Below are 26285 nucleotides of genomic sequence, written 5' to 3'. Positions count from 1 at the left end.
AGCTTTTCCTTTTAGAGAATGAAGGTTTCACAGCGGACGCGGGCATCCGCGTCAGGGAGATAGGTGACGGCAGCGTGCTCGATGCGCGCAAGCTGGCCGCGCGCCAGAGAACAGGGATGGCCATATTTTGCCTCGACCCGGTCGCTGGCGATCGTCAGCGCCTTGCGGCTGCGGTCGAGAAAATCGGCAACGGGATAGCTCTCGCCCTCGGCCAGGAAATCGCGAATGACCAGCGAGGGCGAGTAACATTCCTCGCTGCGGCCGTCGGGCCAGGTGATGACAAAGCGCATTTCAGGCATGGGCATGCTCCAACAGACCGTGATAGACGGGAAGGTGGGCGGCGGCGACGCTGCTCCAGCTATGGCGCGCCGCGACCTCATACCCGCGCCTGCCGAGTGCCGTGTGAACGGCGGGCATCAGCGATACGACCATGGCATCGGCAATGGACGCAGGCTTGGCCGGATCGCACCAGACGACATCGTCCTCGCCGAGATATTCGTCGAAGGGAGCGATCGACGAGACAGCCACAGGCACCCCGCTTGCCATGGCTTCCAGAACGACGAGTCCGAAACCTTCCTTTAAGGATGGAAACACCAGCGTACTGGCGAGACGATAGAGCGAGGGCATATCCTCGTCCGCGACGGTGCCGACCACATGAACGAAATTGGCCTCGCTCCCCATGGCGGCAAGCGCTTGCTGGAAGCGGCCGTAATAGCCGCGATGATCGAGCAGCGACGCACCGCCGGCGATGACGAGTTGCGCATCAGCATGCAGGACGCGCACCTGACGGAATGCCTCGAGAATGGCGATCGTGTTCTTGCGCGCCTCGACGCCACCGACCGAAAGAAAGATCGGCCCGTCCCGTAATCCAAGCCTCCGACGCAACGCGTCGGTCCTCTCTGCGGACACTTGCGTGAAACGTTCGGCGTCGACACCGTTTCCAACGTTAGTCGCAAGGATTGAACGGTCATTGCGCAGGGCCTTTTGCCATGTCGCGCTGACCGAGAAGTGCGCGTCGGCAAGATCGATCGAACGATCCTGCAATGCCATAAGACGCGGATCGGCGAAGCTATCGATGTGATGCACCGTGCGGGCAAAACGAGGGATCAATCCGCGTGCCTTGAGGGTTGCCAGCGCATTGCCTGAGATACCGTCATGGGCATGATAAACATCGAAGGATCGGGTCGCCGGACTTTCGAAATGCCGTACGTAGTCGGCGATCCGCTGCTCGACCATATCCGTCATGTCGGACAATGCAGCCTCGACCGGAATGCAGAGTGCCTCGCAGGACGGCGTACGGAAAAAACCTTTGCCTGTCGCATCCGGCGCATGCAGCACGACCTCGTGGCCGAGACCGGTCAGCGCTTCGGCAAGCGACATGGAATGGACCACGCCGCCGCGCGGATTGGTGGAATGGGTCAGCATGGCAATGCGCAAGGACCGGCTCATGCGGGCAACTCCACACGGCCGAGCTGCAGCAGCGGTTCAGCCGCGTGATCTCGCACGACCGCGCGCGCGTCTTTGTCGACGATCGCCACTTCGCTTCCGGCCTTCACCCCGCCAATGGCGGCAGCGGCAATGCCGCGCGCTGTAAACCGTTCGATGACGGCATCGACCTTGTCAGGCGTCACCGACAGCAAATAGCCGTAGCTCGGGAAAGTGACGAGCCAGCGGTCGAGGCTTACGCCTTCCGGCAAGGGAATAGCCTTAACGTCGATGTCGATCCCGACCCCGGAGCATTCCGCCAGCATGATCGCCGTGCCGATAATGCCGCCTTGGCTGATATCCTTGGCCGCCAGCACCAACCCCGCCCCTGCGATCTCCGGCAGGATGTTCAGGTCGTCGCGCAGCCGTTCCGCGGGCGCCCCGATGGCCGCCTGAAAATTGCTGAACGGCTCGCGGTAAGCACCGCGATGATCGACGGCCGCCACCAGCACATCGCCCGGCTTTGCATCGAAACTGGTCAGCAGCTTTCTGGCCCGGCCAAGGATGGCAACGGACAACTGGCTCCGGTCGGTTCTGATATTGGTATGGCCACCGACGATCGGCACGCCGTATGTGCTGGCTGCGGCGCGCATGCCTTCGAGCACCGGTTTCGCACCCGCTTCTCCATCGGCCCAGACCGCGTCGACGACAGCGATCGGCCAGCCGCCCATGGCGGCGATATCGGAAATGTTGACCATCACGCCACACCAGCCGGCAAACCAGGGGTCAATGGCGACAAACTCATTGATGAAGCCTTCGATGGCGAACAGCAGATAGCCGTCGCCATCGGCAATCGCGGCACAATCGTCACCGACAGCCACAGGCTGGCCGGCAAGCCCGAGGCTCGATGCCGCAAAGCCGATATCCTGCTTGGCTGCTATGCCCGAAGTCGCAGCCAGCCGCACAGCAAAAGCGGAGATGTCGAGGTCTCCACTCATTACGCCGCCCTCTTCGGCAGCGCGACAAAGCCGGTTTCCGGCGTGCGGCAAGGCGGATAGTAGGAAAGATCGGCCTTCATCCGCAGATGCGGTTTTCCGTGGATTTCGAACTCGTCCAGAACCTCCCAATGCAGACGGCGAAACAGAAGGCCATTCTGGCTTTGCACATTGGCGAGAAATGTGTGGCAGCCAAAGGCATTGGCGGAGGAAACCGCAAGCTTGATCAGCGTCGTGCCCAGCGCGCCGATCGCCCGGAAATCCGAATGAACGGCAAGCCGCGAACCCCACCAGAGACCGGGTTCCTCCTCATGGATGCGGACCGTGCCCACCACGCGGTCGGCTGCGACCCCCATCATCGACAGGGCGACGATCGGGATCGCGTATTCGTCGATGCCGTCGCGATCATCGTCCCTGAATACCCCCTGCTCTTTGCAGAAAACATCGCGACGAAGCGCATAGGCCTCACGGCGCTCCCAGGCCGATGTGGTGAACTTCACCATGTATTCGCTGGCGTTGAACGCTGAGAACGGTTCGAAAATCATGGCGTCAACGTCCTCTCATAGGTGGAAAGGGCCGAGCAGGCGCCGCATTTGCCGCAACCGGCTTTGATGTCGACGGCCTTCAGACCGCTTGCGACCAACATCCGGGACAACGGGCCGAGGATCGAATGCATGAATTCCGGCTTCGGCGCAGGATGGCTTTCGAGCGGCGTGCCGGAGATCGGCACGAAGGGCACGACGAAGGGATAAACGCCGATTGCGATCAATTCCTCGCAAATTTCGAGGATCGCCTCGCGTGTATCGCCGAGCCCGGCAAGAATATAGGTCGAGACCTGACCGCGTCCGAAAACCTCGACGGCCGCCTTGAAGGACCGCATGTATTTCTCGATCCCGACCTGCGCCTTGCCCGGCATGATGCGGGCGCGGATCTCAGGGGTCACGACTTCGAGATGCATGCCGAGCGCATCGACGCCGGCATCCTTCATGCGCTGGAACCAGATATCGTCCTCCGGCGGCTCGCACTGGGCCTGGATCGGCAAGTCAACGGCCGCCTTGATGGCCCTGGCGCTTTCGGCGAGCACAGCGGCGCCGCGATCGTCGCCCCTCGGCGTTCCGGTCGTCATCACCATATGCTTGACGCCATCCAGCTCGACCGCGGCTTTCGCCACTTCGGCCAGCTGCGCCGGCGTTTTGTGAGCGATCGTCCTTCCAGCCGCCAGCGACTGGCCGATGGCGCAGAATTGACAGGTCTTGGTGCGGCTCTGGTAGCGGATGCAGGTTTGCAGCACGGTTGTCGCCAGCACGTCCTTGCCGTGCAGGACCGCGATCTGCGAATAGGGAATACCCTCCGTCGTCGAGCGTTCGTAAAATCTCGGGCGGAGCGGAAAGGACACTTCACCGATGACGGTGCCATCGCGACTGATCCGGCTCCTGCCCGTCTCATCCGGCTTCTCGACCAGATAAGGACTTTCGAAGGCCGGCGCCGTGTGCACCGGTACCATGACGGTCATGCCGTCGATGGTCAGCGCCTTGTGGTCGGACGGCCCCGCTCCGCCGCGCCGGCTTTCCTGGCCGGCCTTGGGATCAACCAGCCGGGCTCCGAAGGACTGCAATTCGTTGATCAGCGTTTCCGTCGAAAGACGCATCCTGTTCTCCATCGGTCATGTCGGTTGTCAATGTCTCGCCGGGGAAGGCGTCGGGTATGGTCGATGTCCTCATCGGCGCGGCCGGCCGTGCATCCATGACGAGGTGCAGCAACTCGGGCCGGGCATAGTGGCCGACCGAATCCATCATACGTTTGCGCTTGAGGATGAGGCTCATGTCGAGATCGGCGACGAGGATGCCCTCGCCTTCGGTGAGTGGCGGTACGAGATGCTTGCCTTCGGGGGAAATGATCGCCGTCATGCAGCCGCCCCGCAGCGCCTTTTGCAGGCCCGCATCCGGCGTGATCGAAACGATCTGATCATCCGTCAGCCATCCCGTGGCATTGACGACAAAGCAGCCGCTTTCCAGCGCATGATGACGGATCGTCACCTCCATCTGATCGGCAAAGATCGGCCCGACCATGGAGCCCGGAAACTGGGCAATGTGGATTTCCTCGTGCTGTGCCATCAGCGCATAGCGGGCAAGCGGATTGTAGTGTTCCCAGCAGGCCAGCGCGCCGATGCGGCCAATGGCGCTGTCGACGACCTTCAGGCCCGAGGCATCGCCCTGGCCCCAGATCATCCGCTCGTGAAAGGTCGGGGTGATTTTGCGCCGCTTCAGGATCAGACTGCCATCGGCATCGAAAAGCAGTTGCGTATTGTAGAGCGTGCCATGATCGCGCTCGTTGACGCCGAGCGCCACGACGATGCCATGTTCACGAGCTGCGGCCGCCACGCTTCTTGTGGTCGCACTCGGTACTGCCACCGCCTCTTCGTAGAGCCGCAGGTGCTCCTTGCCGGACAAGACCGGGGGCAACACGAACGAGAAATATGGATACCACGGTACAAAGGTCTCGGGAAAAACCACAAGCTCCGCGCCTTTGGCGGATGCCTGGGCGATCGCCTCGATCACGCGTGCCACCGTCTTTTCCCGCGATGTCAGATCCGGCGCAATCTGGACGGCTGCGACCCGGACGGTCGACTTTTTCTGCATGGCGAACTCCTTTGCGCATGTTTGATGGGTGGCGGCACAAGTGCCGCCACCCGGCCCGGTCAGAGCGTCCACGTATCGAGGATGAAGGCACCGTCGCGGCGATGGATGAGGATCAGATCAAGCACGTCGAGCGGACTGATCGGAATGATCCCCGGGATGAGCGCCTGCTCGCCATGGCCATAGAGCGCCTGAAGCGCGAAGCGGCAGGCATAGACCTTCCCGCCCTCTTCCATGAAACCCTTGATCTGGTTGTTGAAATTGAGATGGCCTGGAAAGGCTTCGCTGCCGAGTTTGGGAAACCCACGCTGCACGCCGAGCGTCACGCCCGGACCGTAGAGCAGCACGGCTGTTTCGAAACCCTTGCGCTTCAGCCGTTTGGCTTGCAGCAGGTTGACGAGGCCGATCGATCCCTCGAAGGCAACCGTGTGAAAGGTGATGAGGGCCTTGTCGCCGGCCTTGGCCTGGACGTCCTCGAAGACCTTTTCCTCATAATCAACGAAGAAATCGCCGTCGGCATGGGCTGGTGTTGTGACTGCGGGCATTGCTGGCTCCTGTTTCTGTCCCGATTTCGGTGTGGGGTACGAACAGGATGTTGCAATCACCGTGCCAAGTTGATGCTGCACAAATTACAGTCAAAATCACCATTGATTCATTCAATTATACATTCAATTTTTAAATTGCAACTTGAGTCAGCATAATGGAGGAGCAATCGGGAGAGCAAAAACCGTGCAACATTGCACGATATGAATGCATTCAATATGCATTCAATTTAAAGCGCCTTTACTGTTTTGACGCCAACAGACTTCAAGATCTGCCTGATGCAGAGAAATTGCTGATGACAATGAAAATACGCAACAATATACAGTCAATATAAAAAGAGCATGGATTCTAAGCGCAATGAGAGACTGGCTTCCCGACCTGAGCCTGAGCAGTGGCCCACGCTATGCTGCAATCGCGGATATCATCGAAATAGACCTGAAAAGCGGTCGGCTGGTCATCGGCGACAGGTTGCCGCCGCAACGCGAACTGGCCAAGCGCCTCTCCATCGATTTCACCACGGTCGCCCGTGGCTATATCGAAGCCAGAAAACGCGGACTGGTGGATACGCAAGTGGGCCGCGGCACATTCGTCACCGGCGGCCAAGACAAGGACCGCCGCGGCTTTACCTCGGCCTTGGCGCCCGATCCACGCCGGACATCAATTGTCGATTTCTCGATGAACATGCCGCCGGAGACAGACGATCCCGAGCTGATTGCCCGCATGCAAGAGGGACTTTCCGCCGTTGCCGCCAACATGATCCCGCTACTGCGCTATCAGGGTTTTGGCGGCTCCAGCATGGACAAGGATGCCGCCGCCGCTTGGCTGAGCCGGCGCGGCCTCGTACCGTCACAGGAGCGGATCTTCGTTACGCCGGGCGCTCATCCCGCCTTGCTTGCCATCCTCGGGACGCTGGCCAAGCCCGGCGAAACAATTCTCTCCGAGAACATCACCTACCCCGGCATACGCTCGATATCAGCTCAATTGCGGCTCAATCTATCGGGCCTGCCAATGGACGCGCATGGCATCCTGCCCGATGCGCTGGCCGATGCCTGCCGACGGCTTGCGCCAAAGGCGCTCTATCTCAACCCGACCCTGCAGAACCCGACGACGGTGACGATCCCCGAAAAGCGCCGCGAGGAAATCTGCGCCATAGCCCGCAAGTATCATGTGCCGATCGTCGAGGATGATGCCTATGGCTTTATTCCGCTACATGCGCCGCCGCCGCTGGCGACAATGGCGCCGGACCTCACCTGGCACATCGGCGGACTGGCAAAATGCATCGGTGCAGGGTTGCGCCTGGCCTATGTCGTGGCACCCGACACCAAGGCTGCCTGGCCATTCGCAAGCGCCATGCGCGCCAACAATGTCATGGCCTCGCCGCTGATGGCGGCACTTGCGACACGCTGGATCGACGACGGCACCGCAGACACCATCCTTCGCTTCATTCGCACGGAAGCCGCCGCTCGCCAGACGCTCGTCGCCTCCCTCCTGCCCCCCGGCAGTTTCGAGGCCGATCCACTGAGCTTCAACATATGGCTGCCGCTGACCAATGGATGGACTCGCTCCACCTTCGGCAGCCACATGAACGCCGCCGGCCTCGGTGTCGTTGCCAGCGATGCATTCACCGTCGAAGGCCCGGCCCCGGAAGTAGTCCGTATCTGCCTCGGCGGTCCGATCAGCCGCGAAAAGCTGCGCAGCGCCATCGAATTCATGGCTCATGCGCTCGAAGGACCGCCCGAGATGACCGGATCGTTTTTCTAACCTGCCCACACACCTGATTTTGAAAGCGAAATGCGCCGCCCCCTGTTGGCGGCCGGATGCGTCATTATGTCGAGTGGACATTCACTTCACTAAAGCGCATCTATATTGAATGCAATCAATTACGACATTGAATGCATTCATTTCAACAGGAGTTACCGAGATGTCCGCCGACATGGATTGGCCGCCACTTTCACCCTTGCAGACCGGGCTGCGTGGGCGCTGCCCGCGTTGCGGCCAGGGTCATCTGTTCAACGGATTTCTGACCATCGCCAGGGAATGCGAGGTCTGCGGGCTGGATTATTCCTTTGCCGATCCCGCCGATGGGCCGGCCTTCTTTGTCATCTGCTTTGCCTGTGTGCCGAGCGTGTTTCTCGCCGTCTGGCTTGAGGTTCAGTACAGCGCGCCGATCTGGGTGCATGCCTTGCTGACTTTACCGTTCATGCTGGCGACATGCATTCCGCCTCTGAGGCCACTCAAAGGCTGGCTCGTGGCCAGCCAGTTCTTCTACAAGGCCGAAGAGGGTCGGGTCGTCAGATCTCAATAGATGTAAGCACGGATAGCTGCGCCATCATCCGTCAATGGTAATCGGCGGATGACGGCGAGACTCAAAGGCATCAGAAAGGCTGGCTTCAAACTGTCGCCAGCATCCCGCCGTCTACATGGTAGGCCGAGCCGACGCTATAGGATGCGCGGGGAGAGCAGATGAAGACACAGAAGTCCGCAAGCTCTTCAACCGAACCGAAACGGCGGATATCGGCATGTTCGTCCGCGACGCTCTGCAGATAACCCTCCCAGCCGTCTCCTGCCAGTTCCCGGGCCGTCTTCTCCCAGTCGGGCGTACGGATAAGGCCGGGATTGACGACATTCACGCGGATATTGCGCTTGATCATCTCGACCGACAGGCACTTGCCGAACATCAGAAGTGCTGCTTTCGTGACATTGTAAATCGGTTCGTACCAGAGCGGCTGCACCGCGCAGATGGATGCATTCATGAGCATCGCGCCGCCGCCCTTGGCCTCCATCTGGTCGGCGAGCGCTCTGCTGAGCCGCACGGCCGCCATAAGGTGCAAATCCCAATAGGACTGCCACTTCTCATCGGGCGCATTTGCGATGGTCTCGTTGGAGCCGGTGCCGGCGTTCGAAACGAAGATGTCCGCGCCGCCAAGTTTTGCCGCGGCATCCACGATCGCCTGGCAACCCTCCGCGGAGGAAACGTCGGAAGCGACGGCGCGGGCCGTGACGCCGAATTCGCTTGCAATGCTTGCGGCCGCACCTTCGACTTCGGCAGCCGTACGCGCCGTGATCACGACATGGCAACCCTCGCGCGCGAAAGCCTTGGCGATCCCAAGGCCAATGCCCTTGGAGCCACCGGTGATGACTGCAACTTTATCCTTGAGATGAAGGTCCATTCGCTCTTCCCTTGTCCGCCATCGACGTTACGGCACTACAATGCCGCACAATCGAAACTCCCAGAGGCAAAGAAGCCCGCCATGCTGACGAAATGCTCTGCCACGTCCATTCTGCCATAAGAAACCGCTCCGCCAACCTCTTTTTTCCGTCCAGCTTGCCTGCCTCCTTAGCCGGCGAATAAGGCAGTCTCTCCCCTTCTGATCCCGTCCCAATCTCGGCACCCGACATGGTCTCTAAATCCTGCGGCAGGAATTGCCGGGAACGAATTTCGGAGTCAGCACGAAATCCTGCGGCGGCTCGACGGCGCCTTGCGGGTTGGTGATCCGATGCATGAGGCGTCGGGCGATGATGCCGCCGAGCGCCAGCGTGTCCTGAACCACCATGGTGATGCGTGGGGTGATGACCGAACTCCACTGCACATTGTCGATCATGGCGAGCGAAATATCGTCGGGACAACGGAAGCCCAGTTCCTGCATGGCTTGCAGCGCGGAGAGTGCCACCGCGTTGTTGGCGCCGAGGATCGCGGTGGGGCGCTCAGGCTGGATGAGCAGGCGCATCGCCGCTTCGTAGCCAGCGGTACGGGTGAACTGTCCGTCAACGACGAAATTCGGGTTAACCTCGACCCCCGCATTCGCCATCGTATCCATAAAACCGCGATAGCGTTCGGTCGCAGTGTGCATATGGCTCGGGCCGGCAATGAAGGCGATACGCCTGTGGCCGAGCTGCAGGAGATGTTCGGTGAGCATCGCTCCGGCGAGGTGGTTGTCGGAGCCGATGAAGTCACGCTCGATGCCGGCAACCTTCTGGTCGAAACAGACGATCGGAACATTCAATCCGCCGATGAAGTCGACATAGTCCTGATCATGTCCCGATGGGGCAAGCGCCAGCCCCGCCGTCTTGAGACCGATCAAATGCTCGACCATGGCCTTTTCGCGCTCAGTCTTGCCGGAGGAGTCGGTCACGAGCACGAAATGGCTGTGATCGAGCGCGTAGTTCTCCAGTTCGCGCCGGATATCACCGAAAAACGGGTTTCCGACATTACCGACGACGAAGCCGACCATGCGGCTGCGTCCGCGCGCCAGGCTCTGCGCCAACGGATCCGCAACGAAACCAACCGCGGCGACGGCATGGCGGATTTTTTCAAGAGTCTTCGGGCTGACGCGAGCCGGATTGCTCAAGGCCAGTGAGACCGTCGACACCGATACGTCTGCGAGTTTGGCAACATCGCGAATTGTGGCCATCAGATTTTCGAACCGCTTCTATCGCTTTCAGCCTATCCGGCGAAGGCACATTCTCATGCAACCCTTCGTCACATATCTAACATCTACAGGAATACAAGCAATATGCCGGCAGACGATTTCAACAGCGCGCTTGACATCCGGGACGAGAGAATCAATGATTAAATCGAACCGGTTCGATAAAGCTCAAAATCTTGGGAGGATGGTGTGAGCAACATAGCAACGATCAGTGGTGGCCGCGATGCAGGCGACGGCAAGGCGTGGTTTACGCAAGACAGATTCGGCATGTTCATCCATTTCGGGCTCTACGCGCTTGGCGCACGGCACGAATGGCTGAAGAACCGCGAGGAATTCACCACCGAGGCCTATCAGAAGTATTTCGACAATTTCGATCCGGACCTCTACGACGCCCGCGAATGGGCGCGCCGTGCCCGCGCCGCCGGCATGAAATATGTCGTACTGACCGCCAAACACCATGAAGGCTTCTGCCTCTGGGACAGCAAGGTCACCGACTACAAGGTCACCAATACGCCCTATGGCAAGGATCTGATCCGGCCCTACGTCGAAGCCCTGCGGGCCGAGGGGCTCAAGGTCGGCTTCTACTATTCGCTGCTCGACTGGCATCACCCGGATTTCCCGATCGATACGCATCACCCGCAGCGCAACCATCCCGATGCGGCCAAGCTCAATGAGGGCCGTGACATCTCCCGCTATGCTCAATATATGCGCGACCAGGTGACCGAGCTTTTGACCGAATTCGGCAAGATCGACGTGATCTGGTTCGACTTCAGCTATCCCCGCCGCGTGCACAAGGGGCTTCCCGGCAAGGGCCGCGCCGATTGGGAAAGCGATCGCCTGATCAAACTGGTGCGCGAGCTACAACCTGACATTATCATCGGCGACCGCCTCGACCTGCCACGCGACGCGGATCACATGCCCGATCTGGTGACACCGGAACAATATACGCCGCGCGTCGCGCCGACCGTCGCCGGGCTGCCGGTGCGCTGGGAAGCCTGCCACACCTTCAGCGGCTCCTGGGGCTATTATCGCGACGAGACGACCTGGAAGGATGCCGGCCAGCTCATCAATATCCTGATCGACACGGTCTCGCTTGGCGGCAACCTCTTGATGAATGTCGGCCCAACCGGACGCGGCACATTCGACGCCCGCGCCATCACCGCGCTCGATACCTATGGAGATTGGATGCGGCTCAACGGGCGCGCCATCTACGGAGCAGGCCCGTCCGCCTACAAGGCGCCGAACGGCTGCCGCTTTACCCAGAAGGGTAATCGGCTCTATCTGCATGTGCAGACCTGGCCGTTCCGGCATATCCATATCGAGGGACTGGGGCGCAAGGTGAAATACGCGCAGTTCCTGCACGACGCCAGCGAACTGCACTGGCTGGATCCGGACGCGGAGGTGGATTCCAACATCGGCGTTGCCGTCGGAGAGGGCATATTGACCCTCGAATTGCCGGTCCTGAAGCCCGATGTGGTGGTTCCGGTGATCGAACTGATCCTGAAGGATTGAGCGTCCTCCGGTCGGTGCTGTCATGAGCCGCGAAGACGAACTCATTGCCGCGATGACGCCGTTGATCGCCGATCTGGCAGAAGACGGCAATGGCGCCGTCGCTTTGGCCGGCTCGCGCGGCAAGGGACGATCGGATGCCCAATCGGATTTCGACTTCCGGGTCTATGCCGATGCTTATCGCGGGCCGGACCTTAGGCAGACCGGCTCATGGAGGCGCTTCGAGGAGGCCATGCGTGGCTGGCAGGTCGAGGGGATCCGGATGGACGGCATCTGGATGCGCCGCTATGCCGGCGTGCAACAAGATCTGGACACCTGGCTTGCCGGTGTTGCGGTGCCCAAGAACTTCGAGTGGACGATATGGGGCTATCATCTGCCGACGGACCTTTCCAGCCAGCAGATCATCGCCGATCCACGCGGCCTGCTGGCGGGATGGAAGCAGCAGCTGGCGCAATATCCCGAGGCACTCAGGGCCTCGGTTCTGCGCCAGCACATGGACATTCTGCGCTATTGGGCCAAGGACTATCACTATGAAAGCAAGGTCGTTCGCCGTGACCTCGTCTTTCTGGTGGGACTAACGGGGAAATTGGCCAATGCCATTCTGCAGACCGTTTTTGCCTTCAACCGGGCCTATTATCCGGGTGATGGCTGGAACCTGCCCATGGCGGCCGAACTCGACCTGCTGCCACCCGATTTCCTGTCGCGGATGACCGCTATTCTGGAACCGGGAGACGATCCGGACGCCTGGCGGCGCCAGCGAACGGAACTGATCGGAATGATCGCCGATCTGGAGGCACTGATCGCAGCCTGAGGAGACTGCAGGACCAAACCGGAGGAGAGGTCCGGACACTGACGACCGTCATCGCAACCATGGTCCTTGAGGAGGAGGAACCATCATGAAACGCTCATTGGTCTTTGCGGCCGCCCTGGCCGCGAGTTTCCTGCCCAGCATCGGCGCTGAGGCGCAGAATGCGCCGGTCACCGTCACATGGCAGATGTGGGGTGAACCCAACGACGCACAGCTCTGGCAGCAGTTGGCCGATCTCGTGACGCAGCAATATCCCGATATCAAGGTCAAGCTGCAGCTTTCCGGCTGGACGGACTACTGGACGCGTCTGCCGGTTCTAGCCGCATCGGGCCAGGTCGCCGATATCGTCTCGATGCAGTCCATGCGTATGCCGAACTTCTATTCGATCCTTGATCCGCTCGATGACTATGTGAAGAAAAGCGATGTGAAGGTTGCGGACTTCGAAACCTCGATCATGTCGGGCCTTTCGCATGACGGCAAACTCTATGCGTTGCCCTATGACGTCGGTCCGTGGATGGTGTTCTACAATCGCGACAAGTTCGCGGCGGCCGGCCTGAAAGAGCCGGCCAAGGATTGGACATTCGACGACTTCAAGGCCACGGCCAAGGCACTGACCAAGGACGGGACTTACGGCTATGGAACGCAGGCCTTCGACTTCATCGCCGGCCCGGTTGCGCTCGGCGCGGAATACTTCAATGCCGACAACGAATTCGACCTGACCAATGCAGGCTTTGTCGAAGCCTTCAGCAAATATGCCGATCTCACCGCCAAGGACAAGCTGTCTCCCGTCTTTGCCTCCGCGTCAGACGCATCGGCGGCCAGCGGCCGTTTCGCATCCGGCAGCGTCGCCATGTATATCGATGGTCCGTGGACGCTGATTACGGCGCAGGCCAACGTCAACTTCAAGATCGGCATTGCGCCACTCCCGCGTGGCAGCGGCCCCTCGCGCTTCATCACCGCCGGTTCAGGCTGGGGTATTTCGGCGGCAAGCCAACACAAGGATGCCGCCTTCAAGGCGTTGCAGGTGCTGAGCGGTCCGAAAGCGGCGGAAATCCTGGGCTCAGCCGGCCGTGCACTCCCGGCGCGACTTGCCCAGCAGACCTACTGGTATGACGGGGCGGCCAAGAATGTCGCCGGCACCCGCGACACACTGCAATATATGTTCGCCCACACGACCCCCTTCCGCATCAACGAGAAATGGAACCAATTCGAGAACCTGGTGATGCAGTATGTACCGGTGGCGTTGACGGGAGATTCGACGCCTGAAGGCGTGCTTTCCGACATTCAGAGCCAGCTTCCGTAACCCTCGGCGCCTGGCGGGCCTGCGGCCGGGTGCATCGGCCCGAGCGCAGGCCGCTTGCCGGAAAGGAGAGGCCCATAATGCTGGCCAAACACACCGCCCTCAATGCGAGACCAAGGCCACGTTCCAGAAAGTGGTTCAGGGGAGAAGGATGGACAGCCCTGTTCTTCCTGCTGCCCGGCCTTATCGGCATTTTCCTGTTTCTCGTGCTGCCGATCCTTGCTTCGATCGCGCTCAGCTTCACCAACTGGCAATTGCTCGGCACGCCGCGTTTCGTCGGCTTCTCCAATTATACGCGGCTGTTCACGACCGATCCACAATTCTGGACGGTCATGCGCAACACTATCTTCTTCACCGCCGAGTATCTGGTCCTCAACATCATCATATCGCTGGGATTGGCGACATGGATCTCCAGTTTGAAGATCGGCCAGCGATGGTTCCGGGTGGTCTTCTTTCTCCCCACCTTCACGCCGCTGATTGCGGTTGCCATCGTCTGGATGCTGATCTTCACCAGCGGTGGCCTTTTCGACAGCCTTATGGCGCAGCTCTCGCTGCCGTTTTCGGGCGTCCTCAACAGCCGGATGCTGGCCATGCAGGCGGTGATCATCACCTCGCTTTGGGCCGGCATCGGATACAATACAGTGCTGTTCAACGCAGCACTCGACATGGTGCCGGCAACCTATCTGGAAGCCGCGCGGATCGATGGCGCGACGGCCTGGGACCGCTTCTGGAAAATCCGGTTGCCACTGATCTCTCCCACCCTGTTCTTCGGTACGGTGATGACGGCGATCACCTCGTTGCAGGTCTTCGACCAGATCTACGTCATGACCAAGGGCGGGCCTGGCTCATCGACCGCGACGCTCGGCTACGCCATCTACCAGCGCGGCTTCCAGAACTTCCAGATGGGCTACGCCTCAGCCATCGCCTGGGTGATGTTCGCGCTGATCATGGCGCTGACAGCCCTGCAATTCTGGCTCCAGCGCAAATGGGTGCACTATGACGCTTAAGTCCAAGGCCACGGCACGCCGAAAGCTGGCGCTCGACATTTTCAATCACGCCGCGCTGCTTCTGGTCGCGCTTGCCTTCCTGTTCCCGTTCTTCTGGATGGTCTCGAATGCGGTGCGCTCTAACGCCGAGGTGATGGCGATACCAGTGCGTCTTCTGCCTGAGGTCTTCGAATGGGGCAACTTCGCAGCCGCCTGGACCAGATTGCCCTTCGGCCGTTTCTTCCTCAACAGCGCCATCATCGCCATCTGCGTCACGGCGATCACCGTCGTGGTGTCCTGCCTTTCGGGTTATGCCTTCGCGCGGCTGAAATTCAGGGGACGCGAGATGCTGCTGCTCGGCTATATCGGCACGCTCATGGTGCCGCCGCTGATGCTCATCATTCCGCTGTTTCTGATCGTCAACAGGCTCGGCCTGGTCAACACCTTTCCGGGCGTGATCCTACCGGTCGCCTTCGGCACTTTCGGCGCGTTCCTGATGCGGCAGTTCTTTCTCTCCATTCCGATGGAACTTGAAGAAGCGGCACGGATAGACGGCGCCTCGCGGCTGCGCATCCTGGTCAGCATCATCGTGCCACTGTCGATGCCGGCCATCGGGCTTTTGTCGCTGTTCACCTTCATGGGGCAGTGGAGCAATTTTCTCTGGCCGCTGATCGTCATGACCGGAGCCGACAATGCTACCCTGCCGGTGGGGCTCACCTTGTTCCAGACGCAACAGGGGACGCAGTGGAACTATCTGATGGCGGGCGCCGCCCTTTCCATGCTTCCGGGGATTTTCCTCGCGATCATCCTCCAGAAGCTCATCTACAACAGTATCGCCCTCAATGCGGGCATGGGTGGGCGCTAGGCGCCTGCAGACTCTTGGGAGCGAAGACATGGCGAAACTGACAATCCGCAATGCCGTCAAACGCTACGGTGCACTCGAAGTTTTGCACGGCGTATCCGTCGCGGCAGAGGACGGAGAATTCGTCGTGCTCGTCGGCCCTTCGGGCTGCGGCAAATCCACCCTGCTGCGGATGATTGCCGGGCTTGAAAGCATCAGCGATGGCGAGATCGAAATCGGCGACCGTGTCGTCAACGACTTCGAGCCCAATGAGCGTGACATCGCCATGGTGTTTCAATCCTACGCGCTCTATCCGCATATGACCGTTCGCGACAACATGGCGTTTTCGCTGAAACTGGCGCGCCGCAGCCGGCAGGAGATCGAACAAAAGGTCAATGACGCCGCCGGCATTCTTGATATCACCGCGCTCCTCGACCGTTACCCGCGGCAATTGTCCGGCGGGCAGCGCCAGCGCGTGGCCATGGGGCGCGCCATCGTCCGCAATCCGGCGGTGTTCCTGTTCGACGAACCGCTCTCCAATCTCGACGCCAAGTTACGTGTTCAAATGCGGACGGAAATCAAGACTTTGCACCAACGCTTGGGCACCACCATGGTCTACGTGACCCATGACCAGATGGAAGCCATGACCATGGCCGACCGCATCGTGGTCATGCGCGGCGGCCATATCGAACAGGTCGGCTCGCCGCTCGAAATCTACGATAGACCCGCGAACAGTTTCGTCGCCGGATTTATCGGATCGCCGTCGATGAATTTCATTGAGGGTCAGGTCGTCGAGCGGAACGGAACGGCGGAACTGGCAGCAGCGGAGGGTGTGCATTGGCCGCTGCCGGATCATGCACGCGCCCACATCGGACAGTCCGTTCAATTGGGCATCCGGCCCGAACATATTGCCGTCGACACGGACGGAGTGCAGGCGAAGGTCACCATCATCGAGCCGACAGGTTCCGACACGCACCTGCAATTGCAGGCCGGCTCCCAATCGATCATCGCGTCCGTCAGGGACCGTCCGTCTGTATCGGTTGGACAGTCCGTCCCGCTCAGGATCGATGCGCAGAAGGTACATCTGTTCGACCCGGCGAGCGGCAAGCGGCTATATTGAACGGGTAATCAGGGACGCTTCGCCGTCATCAGCCAATCACCAACCTCTTCCACATCGCCTCACCTGATAAGTTTGCAGTACCGTCGCCGCACTTAATCCGCGGGCTGTCGTCTTTGCACCGCGCTCATGTCGTTTTCACTGCCTCTGTCCGCCGTCCATCGTGGTCTGCTCATGGTGTTCAAGGGGCCGCTTCGGTCCGCGTTTAGGCGTCGTTCGGAAGCGCCGTGGTTGGCCGGTCTGCAGAGGAGGCAGGTCGGTTGGGAGAGCTTGTCACCGGTCTTGCCGGCGGCGGGATCCATGCATCGAAACCCATAGGAGGAGTGAGTATGAGCAGGAACAGAGGCGTCGTCTATATGCGGCCCGGCAAGGTGGAAGTCCGCGACATTGACGATCCGAAGCTTGAGGCGCCGGACGGCCGCCGCATCGAGCACGGGGTTATCCTGAAGGTGATCTCGACTAATATCTGCGGCTCCGACCAGCATATGGTACGCGGCCGCACCACTGCCATGCCCGGCCTCATCCTTGGACACGAGATCACTGGCGAGGTGATCGAGAAGGGCATCGATGTCGAGATGCTGGAAATCGGCGACATCGTCTCGGTTCCGTTCAACGTTGCCTGCGGCCGCTGCCGCTGCTGCAAATCGCAGGATACCGGCGTTTGCCTGACCGTGAACCCGTCGCGCGCCGGCGGCGCCTACGGCTATGTCGACATGGGCGGCTGGATCGGCGGACAGGCCCGTTACGTCACCATTCCCTATGCCGATTTCAATCTGCTGAAATTCCCGGATCGCGACAAGGCCATGGCGAAGATCCGCGATCTCACCATGCTCTCCGATATCCTGCCAACCGGCTTTCATGGGGCCGTTCGCGCTGGCGTCGGCGTCGGCTCGACCGTCTATGTCGCAGGCGCCGGTCCGGTCGGCCTCGCCGCTGCCGCCTCTGCCCGCATCCTCGGGGCCGCCGTCGTCATGGTCGGCGACTTCAACAAGGATCGTCTCGCCCATGCGGCGAGAGTGGGCTTTGAGCCGATCGATCTTTCGGCGGGCGACCGTCTCGGCGACATGATCGCTCAAGTCGTCGGCACGAACGAAGTCGATAGCGCCATTGACGCCGTCGGCTTTGAGGCACGCGGACATTCCGGCGGTGAACAGCCGGCCATCGTGCTCAACCAGATGATGGAAATCACGCGGGCGGCGGGATCGATCGGGATTCCCGGCCTCTATGTCACCGATGATCCGGGCGCCGTCGACAGTGCAGCCAAGCAAGGCAATCTCTCGCTCCGCTTCGGTCTCGGCTGGGCCAAGGCGCAGTCGTTCCATACTGGCCAGACGCCGGTCATCAAATATAACCGCCAGCTCATGCAGGCGATCCTGCACGACCGGCTACCGATCGCCGACATCGTCAATGCGAAGATCATCTCGCTGGATGATGCTGCCCAAGGCTATGAAAGCTTCGATCAGGGTGCGGCGACGAAATATGTCCTCGATCCGCATGGCGACCTTCTGAGGGCGGCCTGATACCTGATACAAGAGACTAAGATCTAGCTTCATAGAAAATGGCCGGGGCGAAAGCCCCGGCCATTTTCGTATCAAAGGAAGTGTCCGATCAGCGCCGTTTTCGCTTACCGAGATGCCAGGCTCAAAGCGCCTTCCGGCGAACGAGGCTGTCTGATGGAAAAGACGAGGATAGCCGATAGCAACATGAACGCTCCGACAATGAACATCGGCAACTGATAGAAGCCGGTCATGTCCTTGACGGCGCCGGTGATGTATGGCGCGGCAAAGCCGGCCAGATTCCCGATCGTATTGATCAAGGCGATGCCCGCGGCAGCCCCGGCACCGGTCAGGAACTTGCTCGGCAGCGCCCAGAAATTCGGCAGGGCGGAGAAGATCGCGCAGGCCGTTATGGCAATCACGGCGATCGTTGCTTCAGGCGAGGACATATAGAGAGCCAGCGGTATGCTGGCTGCGCCGACCAAGGCGGGAATGCCAACGTGCCAGGTGCGTACCCCACGCTTCGAAGCGTCGTTGCTCCAGAAGTACAGGGCGACTGCCGCCGGCAGGTAAGGAATGGCGGTAATCAGCCCCTTGTCGAACACGTCGAACTTGGTGGCAAATTTCGCTTCAAAGCCGGCGATAATCGTCGGCAGGAAAAAGGCGAGCGCATAAAGGCCGTAGATCATTCCGAAATAGACCAAAGCAAGCAGCCAGACCCGACCGCTCGTCAGCGCCTTGCCGACCATGCTGCCGTGCGACTTGCTGATTGCCTTTTCCTCATTTGCAAGCTCACCGACCAGCCAATCCTTCTCCGCCTTGGTCAACCACTTTGCATCCTTTGGTGTATCGGGGAGGTAAAACCAGGTGATGATGCCGACGATGATGGCAGGAACGGCAACGCCGAAGAACATGATGCGCCAGCCTTCCAGCCCGAACGCGCCGTGCGCCTGAATGAGCAGGGATGCGACGGGAGCGCCGATGACGGTCGTCAGCGGCTGGGCGAGATAGAACAGCGCCAGGATCTTTGCGCGATGGCGGGAGGGTACCCAGCCGCTTAGAAAGAGGATGGCGCCTGGAAAGAAGCCGGCTTCGGCGACACCGAGAAGGAAACGCAGCGTGTAGAGCTCCGTTGCGCTGCTCACCCAGGTGAACAGCAGCGCGACGATACCCCACGTCACCATGATACGCGCCAGCCAACGCCGCGCGCCGTATTTGTGGAGTGCCAGATTGCTTGGAATTTCGAGAACGATGTAGCCCAGGAAAAAGATCCCGGCGGCAAAGCCGAATTGCGCGGCGGTCAGGCCGAGATCGGTCGTCATGCCATTGGGACCGGCAAACGAGATAGCCGTCCGATCCAGAAAATTGATGAAGAACATGAGCCCGATGAAAGGCGCCAATCGCCATGAAATCTTTCTAAGCGCCGATTGCTCCGCAGGGGCAATGCCAGTTTGCAGGTCACTCATGATATCCGATTTCCTCCCTATACGGCTTTGCCTCCCAACGATCCCCGATCGCGGCGCGTAACACAGCCTCGTTTCAGATGGTCAATATGGTTGCTTGCGTGCCGGCTAAGGGTGACTTGCGCGTATCCCGGACTTGCATCGAAAGATCCAACGCATGCCGCTTGCCTGCGAAGGACGCGGGAACGGCTCTCTCAGTGCTGCCTCTGCCTCGTCAGCGAAGATCGCGAGCATCAAGGATGAGTGACGCAGCTAGTCAGGATCAGCCGCACTTACCTCGATTTTCCGAGCCGCGACGCGATCCCTTCAAATCGCCAGGGAGCCGATACCCGTCATATCGGCGACACAAAAAAGCATGCTCCTCATCACCCCAACCCTCCCCAATTTGAAGGAGTGATAATTCACCTGGTATAATGAGTCAATCATCATGTCGTTATAAAAATTGTAACGAACCACCAGAGCTTCGCCCCAACTGACCCTTTACGCACCGCGTTGCCATGGCGATTTTGTTGCTATAATAACTTGAGTGTATTAAGAAGGATTATTGCCTGCGGCAAAGCTTAGAGCTGGGGACGATGTTTCAGCCAAGGATGCAAAACAGGATTGGCGGCTTTTCCGTTGTCGACGGTGTCCACCGGCGGCAATGGAACGGCATCGTCGCCGATGTCTGGAACGTCAATTGTGCGGCCCGCGCCGGCGGCTATTATGTCGCCGAGGATCCACGCCTCTTTATCTTGCTCGACCAGCGCGGCTCCGGCACGAATGGCGTCAGGCTTTCGCCCCGCGCCCAAAGCCGGTCGCAGGACTATGATCACGAGAGAATGTCCTACATTCCCGCCGGTATGGAGCTTTGGGCGGATCTTGCCGGCATCGATTTCGTACGTCATCTCGATATTCATTTCGATGCCGACATCATCGGCCAAAGGTTGATGGAGGATATCGATCCGTCGCGTCTCGACAATCCACGCCTGCATTTCTCCGATCCACGGCTGATGGCGCTGGCCGAGCTGATCGCGACCGAATGCGAAAATCCGGAGCCGCTGCACGATCTCTACGGCGACGGCCTGACGCTGTCGCTGCTGATCAATGTGCTGCAGCTGCGGGGTCCGCAACCGCGCCGGCGCAGCGAACTCGCCACCTGGCAATTGCGGCGCGCGGTCGACTACATCGAGGCAAATTGCCTGCGCACGATCCGGCTGGAAGAGCTGGCATCGCTGACCGGCCTGTCGCAGTCGCATTTCAGCCACGCCTTCAAGGCCTCCACCGGCCTGCCGCCACATCAATGGCAGACCAGGGCACGGCTCGAGCGAGCCAAGCAGTTGCTGCTGAAAGGCGACACCCCGCTCACCAATGTCGCCGTCGAAACCGGCTTTGCCGATCAGGCGCATTTCACCCGCGTCTTCCGCAAGAATGTCGGCACCACCCCGGCAAGCTGGAAGAGAAGCCAGATTGCCTAAATGCCACACCCCTCGAGCAATTGCCGACATCGCGGAGAATTGCCCAAAAATATTCAATTTCCCCAGGATCAGACAAGCCGCGCCAATAAATATGAGTTAATTGCTCATCTTATTTAAGGGGCTGGCCACTTGGTCGAGCCGACAGGGCGCGAAGTTGGGACTGATGACGAACATGCAGGGATTGAGCAAAGACGTATCGATGTGGCGGCTGATGGCGGGCGTGGCCATCGCGACGATCCTTTCAAGCGCGCAGGTTGTGGCGCAAGAGAGCCCGACGGTGTTGCAGCCACTGGTCATCCAGGGCGGGCAGAAGGACAGCGAAAAGAACGGCACCGCCCCGGTCAAGGGCTATGTCGCCACCAAGACGACAGCCGGTTCGAAAGCTGACACGCCGATCACCGAGGTGCCGCAATCGGTCTCCGTCATTGGCCGGCAGGAAATGCAGGATCGCGGCATCACCAACAAGGTCGACGAGGTGCTGCGCTACACACCGGGCGTCACCACGCAGCCCTTCGGCAATGACGGCGATACCGACTGGTTTTATATTCGCGGCTTCGACGCCACCCAGACCGGCGTCTTCATGAATGGCCTGACGCTTTACAGCTATGGCTTCGGCGGCTTCCAGATCGACCCCTTCATGCTTGAGCGCGTGGAAGTGTTGAAGGGCCCCTCCTCCGTGCTCTACGGCGGATCCAATCCGGGCGGTCTCGTCAACATGGTGCGCAAGGAGCCGTCCGACGATCCCTATTATTACACCGAGATCGGCATCAACAATCTCGGCAACGCCTTTGTCGGCTTCGACTTTTCCGACAAGCTCTCGGCCGACGGCGTCTATCGCTACCGGCTGACCGGTAAGGTCGCCGGCGGCGATACCTATAGTGACGGCACCCACGATCTGCGCGGCTTCATCATGCCGCAGATCACCGTCTCTCCGGACGACTCCACCAAGCTCACCGTCTACGGCATGCTGAGCGGCCTTGACGAGATTCACAGCGGCAACGGCTTCTTCCCCTATGTTGGTACCGTGGTCGATGCGCCCTATGGCAAGATCAAGCGCGACGCCTTCTATGGCGAGCGCAGTATCGACAATCTGAAGTACGCCCAGCAGATGCTCGGCTACGAATTTTCGCACGATTTCGACGGCGGCTGGACCGTGTCGCAGAATGCGCGCTATGGCCATCTCTACAAGCGCGAGGAAGGCCCCTATCTCAACGGTTATGTCGACGGCAATCCGCTCGATCCGTCCTATGACGATCCGAACTATATGCTGAGCCGCATCGGCTTCTTCGAACGCTCGAAGGTGGATACTTTCTCGGTCGACACCCGCGCTGAGAACAAGTTCGATACCGGCCCCATCAGCCATGATTTCCTGATCGGCACCGATTACTCGATCTACCGGCTCGACCAGGTCCAGGCGTGCTGCGGCTCCAACCCGATCAGCGCCACCAACCCGGTTTACGGCACCGCGCAGGGTGCAAACTTCGTCTACCTCGATCAAGTCCTGACGCAGCAGCAACTCGGCGTCTACGCGCAGGATCAGATGCGCTTTGGCGGCGGCTGGCTGCTGACGCTCAATGGCCGCTATGACTTCGTCGACACCAATTCCGACGCAACGGTCGGCACCACCTACCGCTCGAACGAAAATGCGCCGAGCGGCCGAGCGGGCCTGGCCTACGAGTTCTCCAACGGCATAACCCCCTACGTCAGCGCCGGCACCTTCTTCAGGCCCCTAGTCGGCACCAGCGTCACCGGCGGCGGCCTGACACCGGAAAAGGGCGAGCAGTATGAGGCCGGCATCAAATATGAGCCCGACTTCATCGACGGCCTGTTCACAGCATCCGTCTTCCAGATCGACCGCAAGAACATGGCGCTGACCGACCCCGTCACCTTCCTGCAGCGGCAGATCGGCGAGGTTCGCTCGCGCGGCGTCGAATTCGAAGGCAAGGTCAATCTCGACGACAACTGGAAGCTGCTCGGCTCCTATTCCTATACGGATCTCGAAATTACCAAGGACATCGATTCCTCCGTCGTCGGCAATTCGCCCTATCTCGTGCCGAACTCCACAGCCTCTCTCTGGCTCGACTACGCCTTCACCAACGATGCGCTTGACGGTCTCAGCATCGGCGCCGGCGTGCGCTATCAGGGCAAGTCCTGGGCGGACGAGGCCAATACCCTGCGTGTGCCTTCCGCGACACTCTTCGACGCCGGCATCCGCTACGAGAAGAAGGGCTGGGGCGCTTCGCTCAACGTCGCCAACCTCTTCGACAAGACCTATGTCGCGGGTTGCGCCGGGGAAAATGTCTGCGGCTACGGCGAGGCGAGAACCATTACCTTCAAGCTCAGCAAAAAGTGGTAAGTGGAGAATAAAAGTATACTTTAATCCTCCACTATGGCAGACAACCGAGGATCGCCCAACGGCGATCTTCGTCCTCGTTTGAAACACAAAGGCGATGCAAAAGGAGGCTATCCAATGATGCATGCGAGAGATTTCACCGCCTCGGGCACCGCCACCCATGCCGATGCCGGGCGCCTGCTCGATCAACTCTGCGAGCACCTGGCAGAGCATGTGACGGTGACGCGAAGTGCCGAAGGCGCGCGGCTGGAAACCGTTATCGGCAGCGCCGATATCGCCGTGTCGGAAAACCGCCTCGACATCAAACTGCGCTGCCCGACCGCCTCCAAGCTGTTCACGGTCCGCAGCATGGTTGCCGAACGCCTCTTTGCATCATCCGGCGAGACGCTCGACCTCACCTGGGCCGACGGGCCACAGGCTGCCGTCATTCCCGATTTCCGCGAGATCACCGTTATTCGTGCGAGCAACATCACCCCGCATATGCGCCGCGTGACCGTCGCAACCGAGGACGCCAAACACTTCCTGGACGGCGGCCTGCATGTGCGCCTGCTGATCCCGCCGAAGGACCGCGCGGCGGTCTGGCCGCATACCGAACCGGACGGCCGCATCCATTGGCCACGGGGCGAGGATGCGCTGACCATCCGCGCCTATACGATCCGCAGCATCGATCTTGCCAAGGGTGAGATGGATATCGATTTCGTGCTGCATGCTGGCGACAATGTTCCCGGCGCATCATGGGCCCTGAATGTCCGTCCCGGCGACCGGGCAGGCCTCATCGGTCCCGGCGGCGGCGGCGTGCCCGCTGCCCGCAAGCTCATCCTCGCCGGTGACGAAACCGCCCTGCCTGCCATCGCCCGCATCGCGGCCACTGTGCCTGCGGAAGCCGAGCTGCGGATTTTCCTGGAAGTGGCAGACAGGCACGAGGAACAATCGCTGCCTTCGGCCGCATCGCTGAATGTCACATGGCTTCATCGCAACCAGGCAGCCGCGGGAAGCACTGGCGTGCTGGAACGGATCCTGCGCGATCTCGTACCCACCTCCGATCCCGAAACCTTCGTCTGGGTTGCCTGCGAGCAGACCGAAGCCCGCGCCATCCGCAACTTCATGAAAACCGAGATGGCCGCCGACCGTTCCCGCTTCAGCGTCGCGGCATATTGGCAACGATGAGCACCTGAGAGACGGTGAAGTACATTTTTGCCGCCAGTCGTGTCGATACGGCTAACATCGGTTGAGCGAAAGCCTTCGCGCTCCCAAAATGCACGACCACGCGAATTGGCTTCGATGACCGCGAGATACAGCCGCGTCGCTCATCGAGAGCGTCTAGCTAGACAATCAACAGAAATGGGTTGTGCAAAGTTTGAGTTGACCACTTTCAATGGCGAGGCGACATTCGCAACCGGTAGCAAGCTGGAGGAAAAGCGATGGACGAGGCAGACCGTTGGCGCCATATGACAAGTGCACCGAAAGACGGTAGTCGGATTCTGGTCACGATCCGACCATCTGAGCAGGGGCCGGCGGAAGTTGACCTCGCATATTGGTCGAATGGCGATCAGTTTGCGGGAGAAGGGTGGCGTGCGTCCGATTCCTCACCCGGGCAGATCATCGAATATGCCGAACCGGAATTGAAATGTTGGATGCCGATGCCCTCGGCTAACCTCCGTCGCGCCTCAATGCCTCCGCCATGGGAAGGCGACGACGACAAGAACCTTGACGGGTCAGGCATTTAAGAACTCGCGCCTGCCTCGCCCAAAAGGAAGTTCTCCCGCGAACTTACAATCGCAAGATTGCATTCCTATATAGGCTGAAAATCGCTTTTCTGCCCAAGGACAGGAGAACCAATGTTCCGCGCAATTCCACGTTTCGCTCAGGTCGCAGCCATCGTCGTCCTCGCCGCCGCCACCTCCATTGTGAGCTTTGACGATGCCGACGCACGTCGCGCCGGATCCAGCGGGTTTGGCAGCCGTGGAACGCGAACCTTCGACACACCGGCCGTAACGCGGACAGCCCCGACGCAGGCCGCGCCGATCGAACGGACAATGACGCCCCAGCAGCAGACCGCGACGCCGTCAGTGGCCGGTGCCGCCGCTGCGCAGCCGCGTCGCGGCCTCTTTGGCGGCTTCGGCGGCTCGATGATTGGCGGACTGATCGCCGGCGGTCTTCTCGGCATGCTGATCGGCCATGGATTTGGCGGCGGCTTCGGCTTCCTCGGCCTGCTGCTGCAAGCCGCGCTGATCTTCATGGCTATCCGCTTCGCCATGCGGTTTTTCGCAAACCGCCAACAACCTCAATATGCACCTTCCGGAGCGAATGCGTCGTTCAATATGAATGCATCCAAGCCCTCCTCCTTTCCCATCCCGCCGATCGGCGGCGGGATAGCAGGCACCGCGCAGAAAAAGCCGGCTCAAGCCAATGACGAGATCGGGTTGCAGCAAGCCGACCTCGACCGCTTCGAAAAGCTTCTGACCGAAGTCCAGTCAGCCTACGGTGCCGAGGATTATGCCACGCTGCGCCGGCTGACCACGCCGGAGGCGATGTCCTATCTTGCCGAGGAGCTTGGCGAGAACGCCACCAAGGGCGTCCGCAACAGCGTCACCGATATCCGCCTGCTGCAGGGCGACATTGCTGAATCCTGGCGCGAGGACAATGCCGAATACGCCACCCTGGCGATGCGCTATTCGAGCGTCGACGCACTGCTCGATCGCAAGACGGGCCGGCTTGTCGACGGCGACGATCGCAATGCCTCGGAAACGACCGAAATCTGGACCTTCATGCGCAAGCCCGGTTCGGACTGGATCCTGTCCGCTATCCAGGGAACGGAAGTCCACCACGCTTGAATCTGCCTTCGGGCCGGCTGTGGTATATAGACAACGAATGCCGGGATATGCGCTCCCGGCATCTGCCTTGCGAACAGAAGGAAAGCTGACACTGT

24 protein-coding genes are annotated in these 26285 nt (G+C 60.2%); 14 read left to right on the top strand and 10 right to left on the bottom strand.

What is annotated here, in order from left to right:
- Nucleotides 1-11: 11 nt before the first annotated feature.
- Genes RRH01S_RS15125 through RRH01S_RS15095 form a run of 7 tightly spaced genes read right to left on the bottom strand, consistent with a single transcriptional unit; the run spans nt 12 to nt 5601 of the window.
- On the bottom strand, nt 12-299 hold the full coding sequence (locus tag RRH01S_RS15125) for an MSMEG_0570 family nitrogen starvation response protein (protein WP_041723345.1): 288 nt from the start codon (nt 297-299) through the stop codon (nt 12-14).
- Nucleotides 292-1449: an MSMEG_0565 family glycosyltransferase gene (locus RRH01S_RS15120; protein WP_042472540.1), complete on the bottom strand. Its 1158-nt coding sequence runs from the start codon at nt 1447-1449 to the stop codon at nt 292-294. Before RRH01S_RS15120 ends, RRH01S_RS15125 begins: the two co-directional genes overlap by 8 nt.
- Entirely contained in the window at nt 1446-2423 is a 978-nt protein-coding gene (locus tag RRH01S_RS15115) for a sll0787 family AIR synthase-like protein (RefSeq protein ID WP_042472537.1), read from the bottom strand. The genes RRH01S_RS15120 and RRH01S_RS15115 overlap by 4 nt, the downstream gene beginning before the upstream one ends.
- A complete protein-coding gene (locus RRH01S_RS15110) occupies nt 2423-2965 on the bottom strand; it encodes an MSMEG_0567/Sll0786 family nitrogen starvation N-acetyltransferase (protein ID WP_042472534.1) in 543 nt (180 codons plus the stop codon). The genes RRH01S_RS15115 and RRH01S_RS15110 overlap by 1 nt, the downstream gene beginning before the upstream one ends.
- Entirely contained in the window at nt 2962-4080 is a 1119-nt protein-coding gene (locus RRH01S_RS15105; RefSeq protein ID WP_042472531.1) for an MSMEG_0568 family radical SAM protein, read from the bottom strand. Before RRH01S_RS15105 ends, RRH01S_RS15110 begins: the two co-directional genes overlap by 4 nt.
- On the bottom strand, nt 4007-5059 hold the full coding sequence (locus RRH01S_RS15100) for a Nit6803 family nitrilase (protein ID WP_042472528.1): 1053 nt from the start codon (nt 5057-5059) through the stop codon (nt 4007-4009). Before RRH01S_RS15100 ends, RRH01S_RS15105 begins: the two co-directional genes overlap by 74 nt.
- Before the next feature lie 59 nt (nt 5060-5118).
- Entirely contained in the window at nt 5119-5601 is a 483-nt protein-coding gene (locus RRH01S_RS15095; protein ID WP_007690674.1) for an MSMEG_0572/Sll0783 family nitrogen starvation response protein, read from the bottom strand.
- A 355-nt stretch (nt 5602-5956) separates the two neighbouring features.
- On the opposite strand from RRH01S_RS15095, the gene RRH01S_RS15090 reads away from it, so the two are divergent.
- Together RRH01S_RS15090 and RRH01S_RS15085 are read left to right on the top strand one after the other, a co-directional pair.
- A complete protein-coding gene (locus RRH01S_RS15090) occupies nt 5957-7360 on the top strand; it encodes an aminotransferase-like domain-containing protein (RefSeq protein WP_042472522.1) in 1404 nt (467 codons plus the stop codon).
- 160 nt (nt 7361-7520) lie between these two features.
- The gene (locus RRH01S_RS15085) at nt 7521-7904 is read left to right on the top strand and encodes a DUF983 domain-containing protein (protein WP_007690679.1); all 384 of its coding nucleotides are present in this window, start codon (nt 7521-7523) and stop codon (nt 7902-7904) included.
- Between the two features lie 85 nt (nt 7905-7989).
- On the opposite strand, the gene RRH01S_RS15080 is transcribed toward RRH01S_RS15085, so the two are convergent.
- Nucleotides 7990-8769, bottom strand: coding sequence for an SDR family NAD(P)-dependent oxidoreductase (locus tag RRH01S_RS15080; protein WP_007690680.1), 780 nt, complete (start codon nt 8767-8769; stop codon nt 7990-7992).
- A 234-nt stretch (nt 8770-9003) separates the two neighbouring features.
- Entirely contained in the window at nt 9004-10011 is a 1008-nt protein-coding gene (locus RRH01S_RS15075) for a LacI family DNA-binding transcriptional regulator (protein WP_007690681.1), read from the bottom strand.
- A 204-nt stretch (nt 10012-10215) separates the two neighbouring features.
- Here RRH01S_RS15075 and RRH01S_RS15070 point away from each other — a divergent pair, with 204 nt between their 5' ends.
- The 7 genes from RRH01S_RS15070 (at nt 10216) to fdhA (ending at nt 18107) form a co-directional block, all read left to right on the top strand.
- Nucleotides 10216-11538 carry an alpha-L-fucosidase gene (locus RRH01S_RS15070; protein ID WP_007690682.1) on the top strand — a complete coding sequence of 441 codons (1323 nt, stop codon included), beginning with the start codon at nt 10216-10218 and terminating at the stop codon, nt 11536-11538.
- A gap of 22 nt (nt 11539-11560) precedes the next feature.
- A complete protein-coding gene (locus RRH01S_RS15065) occupies nt 11561-12346 on the top strand; it encodes a DUF4037 domain-containing protein (protein ID WP_042472517.1) in 786 nt (261 codons plus the stop codon).
- A gap of 85 nt (nt 12347-12431) precedes the next feature.
- The gene (locus RRH01S_RS15060) at nt 12432-13646 is read left to right on the top strand and encodes an ABC transporter substrate-binding protein (RefSeq protein ID WP_012649735.1); all 1215 of its coding nucleotides are present in this window, start codon (nt 12432-12434) and stop codon (nt 13644-13646) included.
- Between the two features lie 77 nt (nt 13647-13723).
- Nucleotides 13724-14650: a carbohydrate ABC transporter permease gene (locus RRH01S_RS15055; RefSeq protein WP_042472513.1), complete on the top strand. Its 927-nt coding sequence runs from the start codon at nt 13724-13726 to the stop codon at nt 14648-14650.
- A complete protein-coding gene (locus tag RRH01S_RS15050; RefSeq protein ID WP_034515524.1) occupies nt 14640-15494 on the top strand; it encodes a carbohydrate ABC transporter permease in 855 nt (284 codons plus the stop codon). The genes RRH01S_RS15055 and RRH01S_RS15050 overlap by 11 nt, the downstream gene beginning before the upstream one ends.
- 28 nt (nt 15495-15522) lie before the next feature.
- Complete coding sequence (locus RRH01S_RS15045) at nt 15523-16590, top strand: ABC transporter ATP-binding protein (RefSeq protein WP_042472509.1); 1068 nt, start codon at nt 15523-15525, stop codon at nt 16588-16590.
- A gap of 326 nt (nt 16591-16916) precedes the next feature.
- Nucleotides 16917-18107, top strand: a complete 1191-nt coding sequence (fdhA, locus tag RRH01S_RS15040) for a formaldehyde dehydrogenase, glutathione-independent (protein WP_007690696.1) — start codon at nt 16917-16919, stop codon at nt 18105-18107.
- Between the two features lie 104 nt (nt 18108-18211).
- On the opposite strand, the gene RRH01S_RS15035 is transcribed toward fdhA, so the two are convergent.
- A complete protein-coding gene (locus RRH01S_RS15035; RefSeq protein ID WP_042472507.1) occupies nt 18212-19549 on the bottom strand; it encodes an MFS transporter in 1338 nt (445 codons plus the stop codon).
- Between the two features lie 572 nt (nt 19550-20121).
- Between RRH01S_RS15035 and RRH01S_RS15030 the strand changes: the two genes are divergently transcribed.
- The 5 genes from RRH01S_RS15030 to RRH01S_RS15010 all read left to right on the top strand — a co-directional run bounded on the left by RRH01S_RS15030 (nt 20122) and on the right by RRH01S_RS15010 (nt 26190).
- Complete coding sequence (locus tag RRH01S_RS15030) at nt 20122-21003, top strand: helix-turn-helix domain-containing protein (protein WP_042472504.1); 882 nt, start codon at nt 20122-20124, stop codon at nt 21001-21003.
- 163 nt (nt 21004-21166) lie between these two features.
- Nucleotides 21167-23359 (top strand): TonB-dependent siderophore receptor, encoded by a 2193-nt coding sequence (locus tag RRH01S_RS15025; protein ID WP_042472501.1) that lies wholly within the window; start codon nt 21167-21169, stop codon nt 23357-23359.
- Between the two features lie 114 nt (nt 23360-23473).
- Nucleotides 23474-24523 carry a siderophore-interacting protein gene (locus RRH01S_RS15020; RefSeq protein WP_080705441.1) on the top strand — a complete coding sequence of 350 codons (1050 nt, stop codon included), beginning with the start codon at nt 23474-23476 and terminating at the stop codon, nt 24521-24523.
- Nucleotides 24524-24777: 254 nt separating this feature from the next.
- Complete coding sequence (locus RRH01S_RS15015; protein WP_007690709.1) at nt 24778-25083, top strand: hypothetical protein; 306 nt, start codon at nt 24778-24780, stop codon at nt 25081-25083.
- Between the two features lie 111 nt (nt 25084-25194).
- Nucleotides 25195-26190: a TIM44-like domain-containing protein gene (locus RRH01S_RS15010; RefSeq protein ID WP_042472497.1), complete on the top strand. Its 996-nt coding sequence runs from the start codon at nt 25195-25197 to the stop codon at nt 26188-26190.
- Nucleotides 26191-26285 lie beyond the last annotated feature (95 nt).

The organism is Rhizobium rhizogenes NBRC 13257 (genome assembly GCF_000696095.1).
Classification (GTDB): Bacteria; Pseudomonadota; Alphaproteobacteria; order Rhizobiales; family Rhizobiaceae; genus Rhizobium; species Rhizobium rhizogenes.
This window is presented reverse-complemented; position numbering and strand designations above follow the sequence as displayed.

Coding starts and splice junctions, on each gene's coding strand:
- RRH01S_RS15125 (WP_041723345.1), bottom strand. CDS start 299: ATGCCTGAAATGCGCTTTGTCATCACCTGGCCCGACGGCCGCAGCGAG.
- RRH01S_RS15120 (WP_042472540.1), bottom strand. CDS start 1,449: ATGAGCCGGTCCTTGCGCATTGCCATGCTGACCCATTCCACCAATCCG.
- RRH01S_RS15115 (WP_042472537.1), bottom strand. CDS start 2,423: ATGAGTGGAGACCTCGACATCTCCGCTTTTGCTGTGCGGCTGGCTGCG.
- RRH01S_RS15110 (WP_042472534.1), bottom strand. CDS start 2,965: ATGATTTTCGAACCGTTCTCAGCGTTCAACGCCAGCGAATACATGGTG.
- RRH01S_RS15105 (WP_042472531.1), bottom strand. CDS start 4,080: ATGGAGAACAGGATGCGTCTTTCGACGGAAACGCTGATCAACGAATTG.
- RRH01S_RS15100 (WP_042472528.1), bottom strand. CDS start 5,059: ATGCAGAAAAAGTCGACCGTCCGGGTCGCAGCCGTCCAGATTGCGCCG.
- RRH01S_RS15095 (WP_007690674.1), bottom strand. CDS start 5,601: ATGCCCGCAGTCACAACACCAGCCCATGCCGACGGCGATTTCTTCGTT.
- RRH01S_RS15090 (WP_042472522.1), top strand. CDS start 5,957: ATGAGAGACTGGCTTCCCGACCTGAGCCTGAGCAGTGGCCCACGCTAT.
- RRH01S_RS15085 (WP_007690679.1), top strand. CDS start 7,521: ATGTCCGCCGACATGGATTGGCCGCCACTTTCACCCTTGCAGACCGGG.
- RRH01S_RS15080 (WP_007690680.1), bottom strand. CDS start 8,769: ATGGACCTTCATCTCAAGGATAAAGTTGCAGTCATCACCGGTGGCTCC.
- RRH01S_RS15075 (WP_007690681.1), bottom strand. CDS start 10,011: ATGGCCACAATTCGCGATGTTGCCAAACTCGCAGACGTATCGGTGTCG.
- RRH01S_RS15065 (WP_042472517.1), top strand. CDS start 11,561: ATGAGCCGCGAAGACGAACTCATTGCCGCGATGACGCCGTTGATCGCC.
- RRH01S_RS15060 (WP_012649735.1), top strand. CDS start 12,432: ATGAAACGCTCATTGGTCTTTGCGGCCGCCCTGGCCGCGAGTTTCCTG.
- RRH01S_RS15055 (WP_042472513.1), top strand. CDS start 13,724: ATGCTGGCCAAACACACCGCCCTCAATGCGAGACCAAGGCCACGTTCC.
- RRH01S_RS15050 (WP_034515524.1), top strand. CDS start 14,640: ATGACGCTTAAGTCCAAGGCCACGGCACGCCGAAAGCTGGCGCTCGAC.
- RRH01S_RS15045 (WP_042472509.1), top strand. CDS start 15,523: ATGGCGAAACTGACAATCCGCAATGCCGTCAAACGCTACGGTGCACTC.
- fdhA (WP_007690696.1), top strand. CDS start 16,917: ATGAGCAGGAACAGAGGCGTCGTCTATATGCGGCCCGGCAAGGTGGAA.
- RRH01S_RS15035 (WP_042472507.1), bottom strand. CDS start 19,549: ATGAGTGACCTGCAAACTGGCATTGCCCCTGCGGAGCAATCGGCGCTT.
- RRH01S_RS15030 (WP_042472504.1), top strand. CDS start 20,122: ATGTTTCAGCCAAGGATGCAAAACAGGATTGGCGGCTTTTCCGTTGTC.
- RRH01S_RS15025 (WP_042472501.1), top strand. CDS start 21,167: ATGACGAACATGCAGGGATTGAGCAAAGACGTATCGATGTGGCGGCTG.
- RRH01S_RS15020 (WP_080705441.1), top strand. CDS start 23,474: ATGATGCATGCGAGAGATTTCACCGCCTCGGGCACCGCCACCCATGCC.
- RRH01S_RS15015 (WP_007690709.1), top strand. CDS start 24,778: ATGGACGAGGCAGACCGTTGGCGCCATATGACAAGTGCACCGAAAGAC.
- RRH01S_RS15010 (WP_042472497.1), top strand. CDS start 25,195: ATGTTCCGCGCAATTCCACGTTTCGCTCAGGTCGCAGCCATCGTCGTC.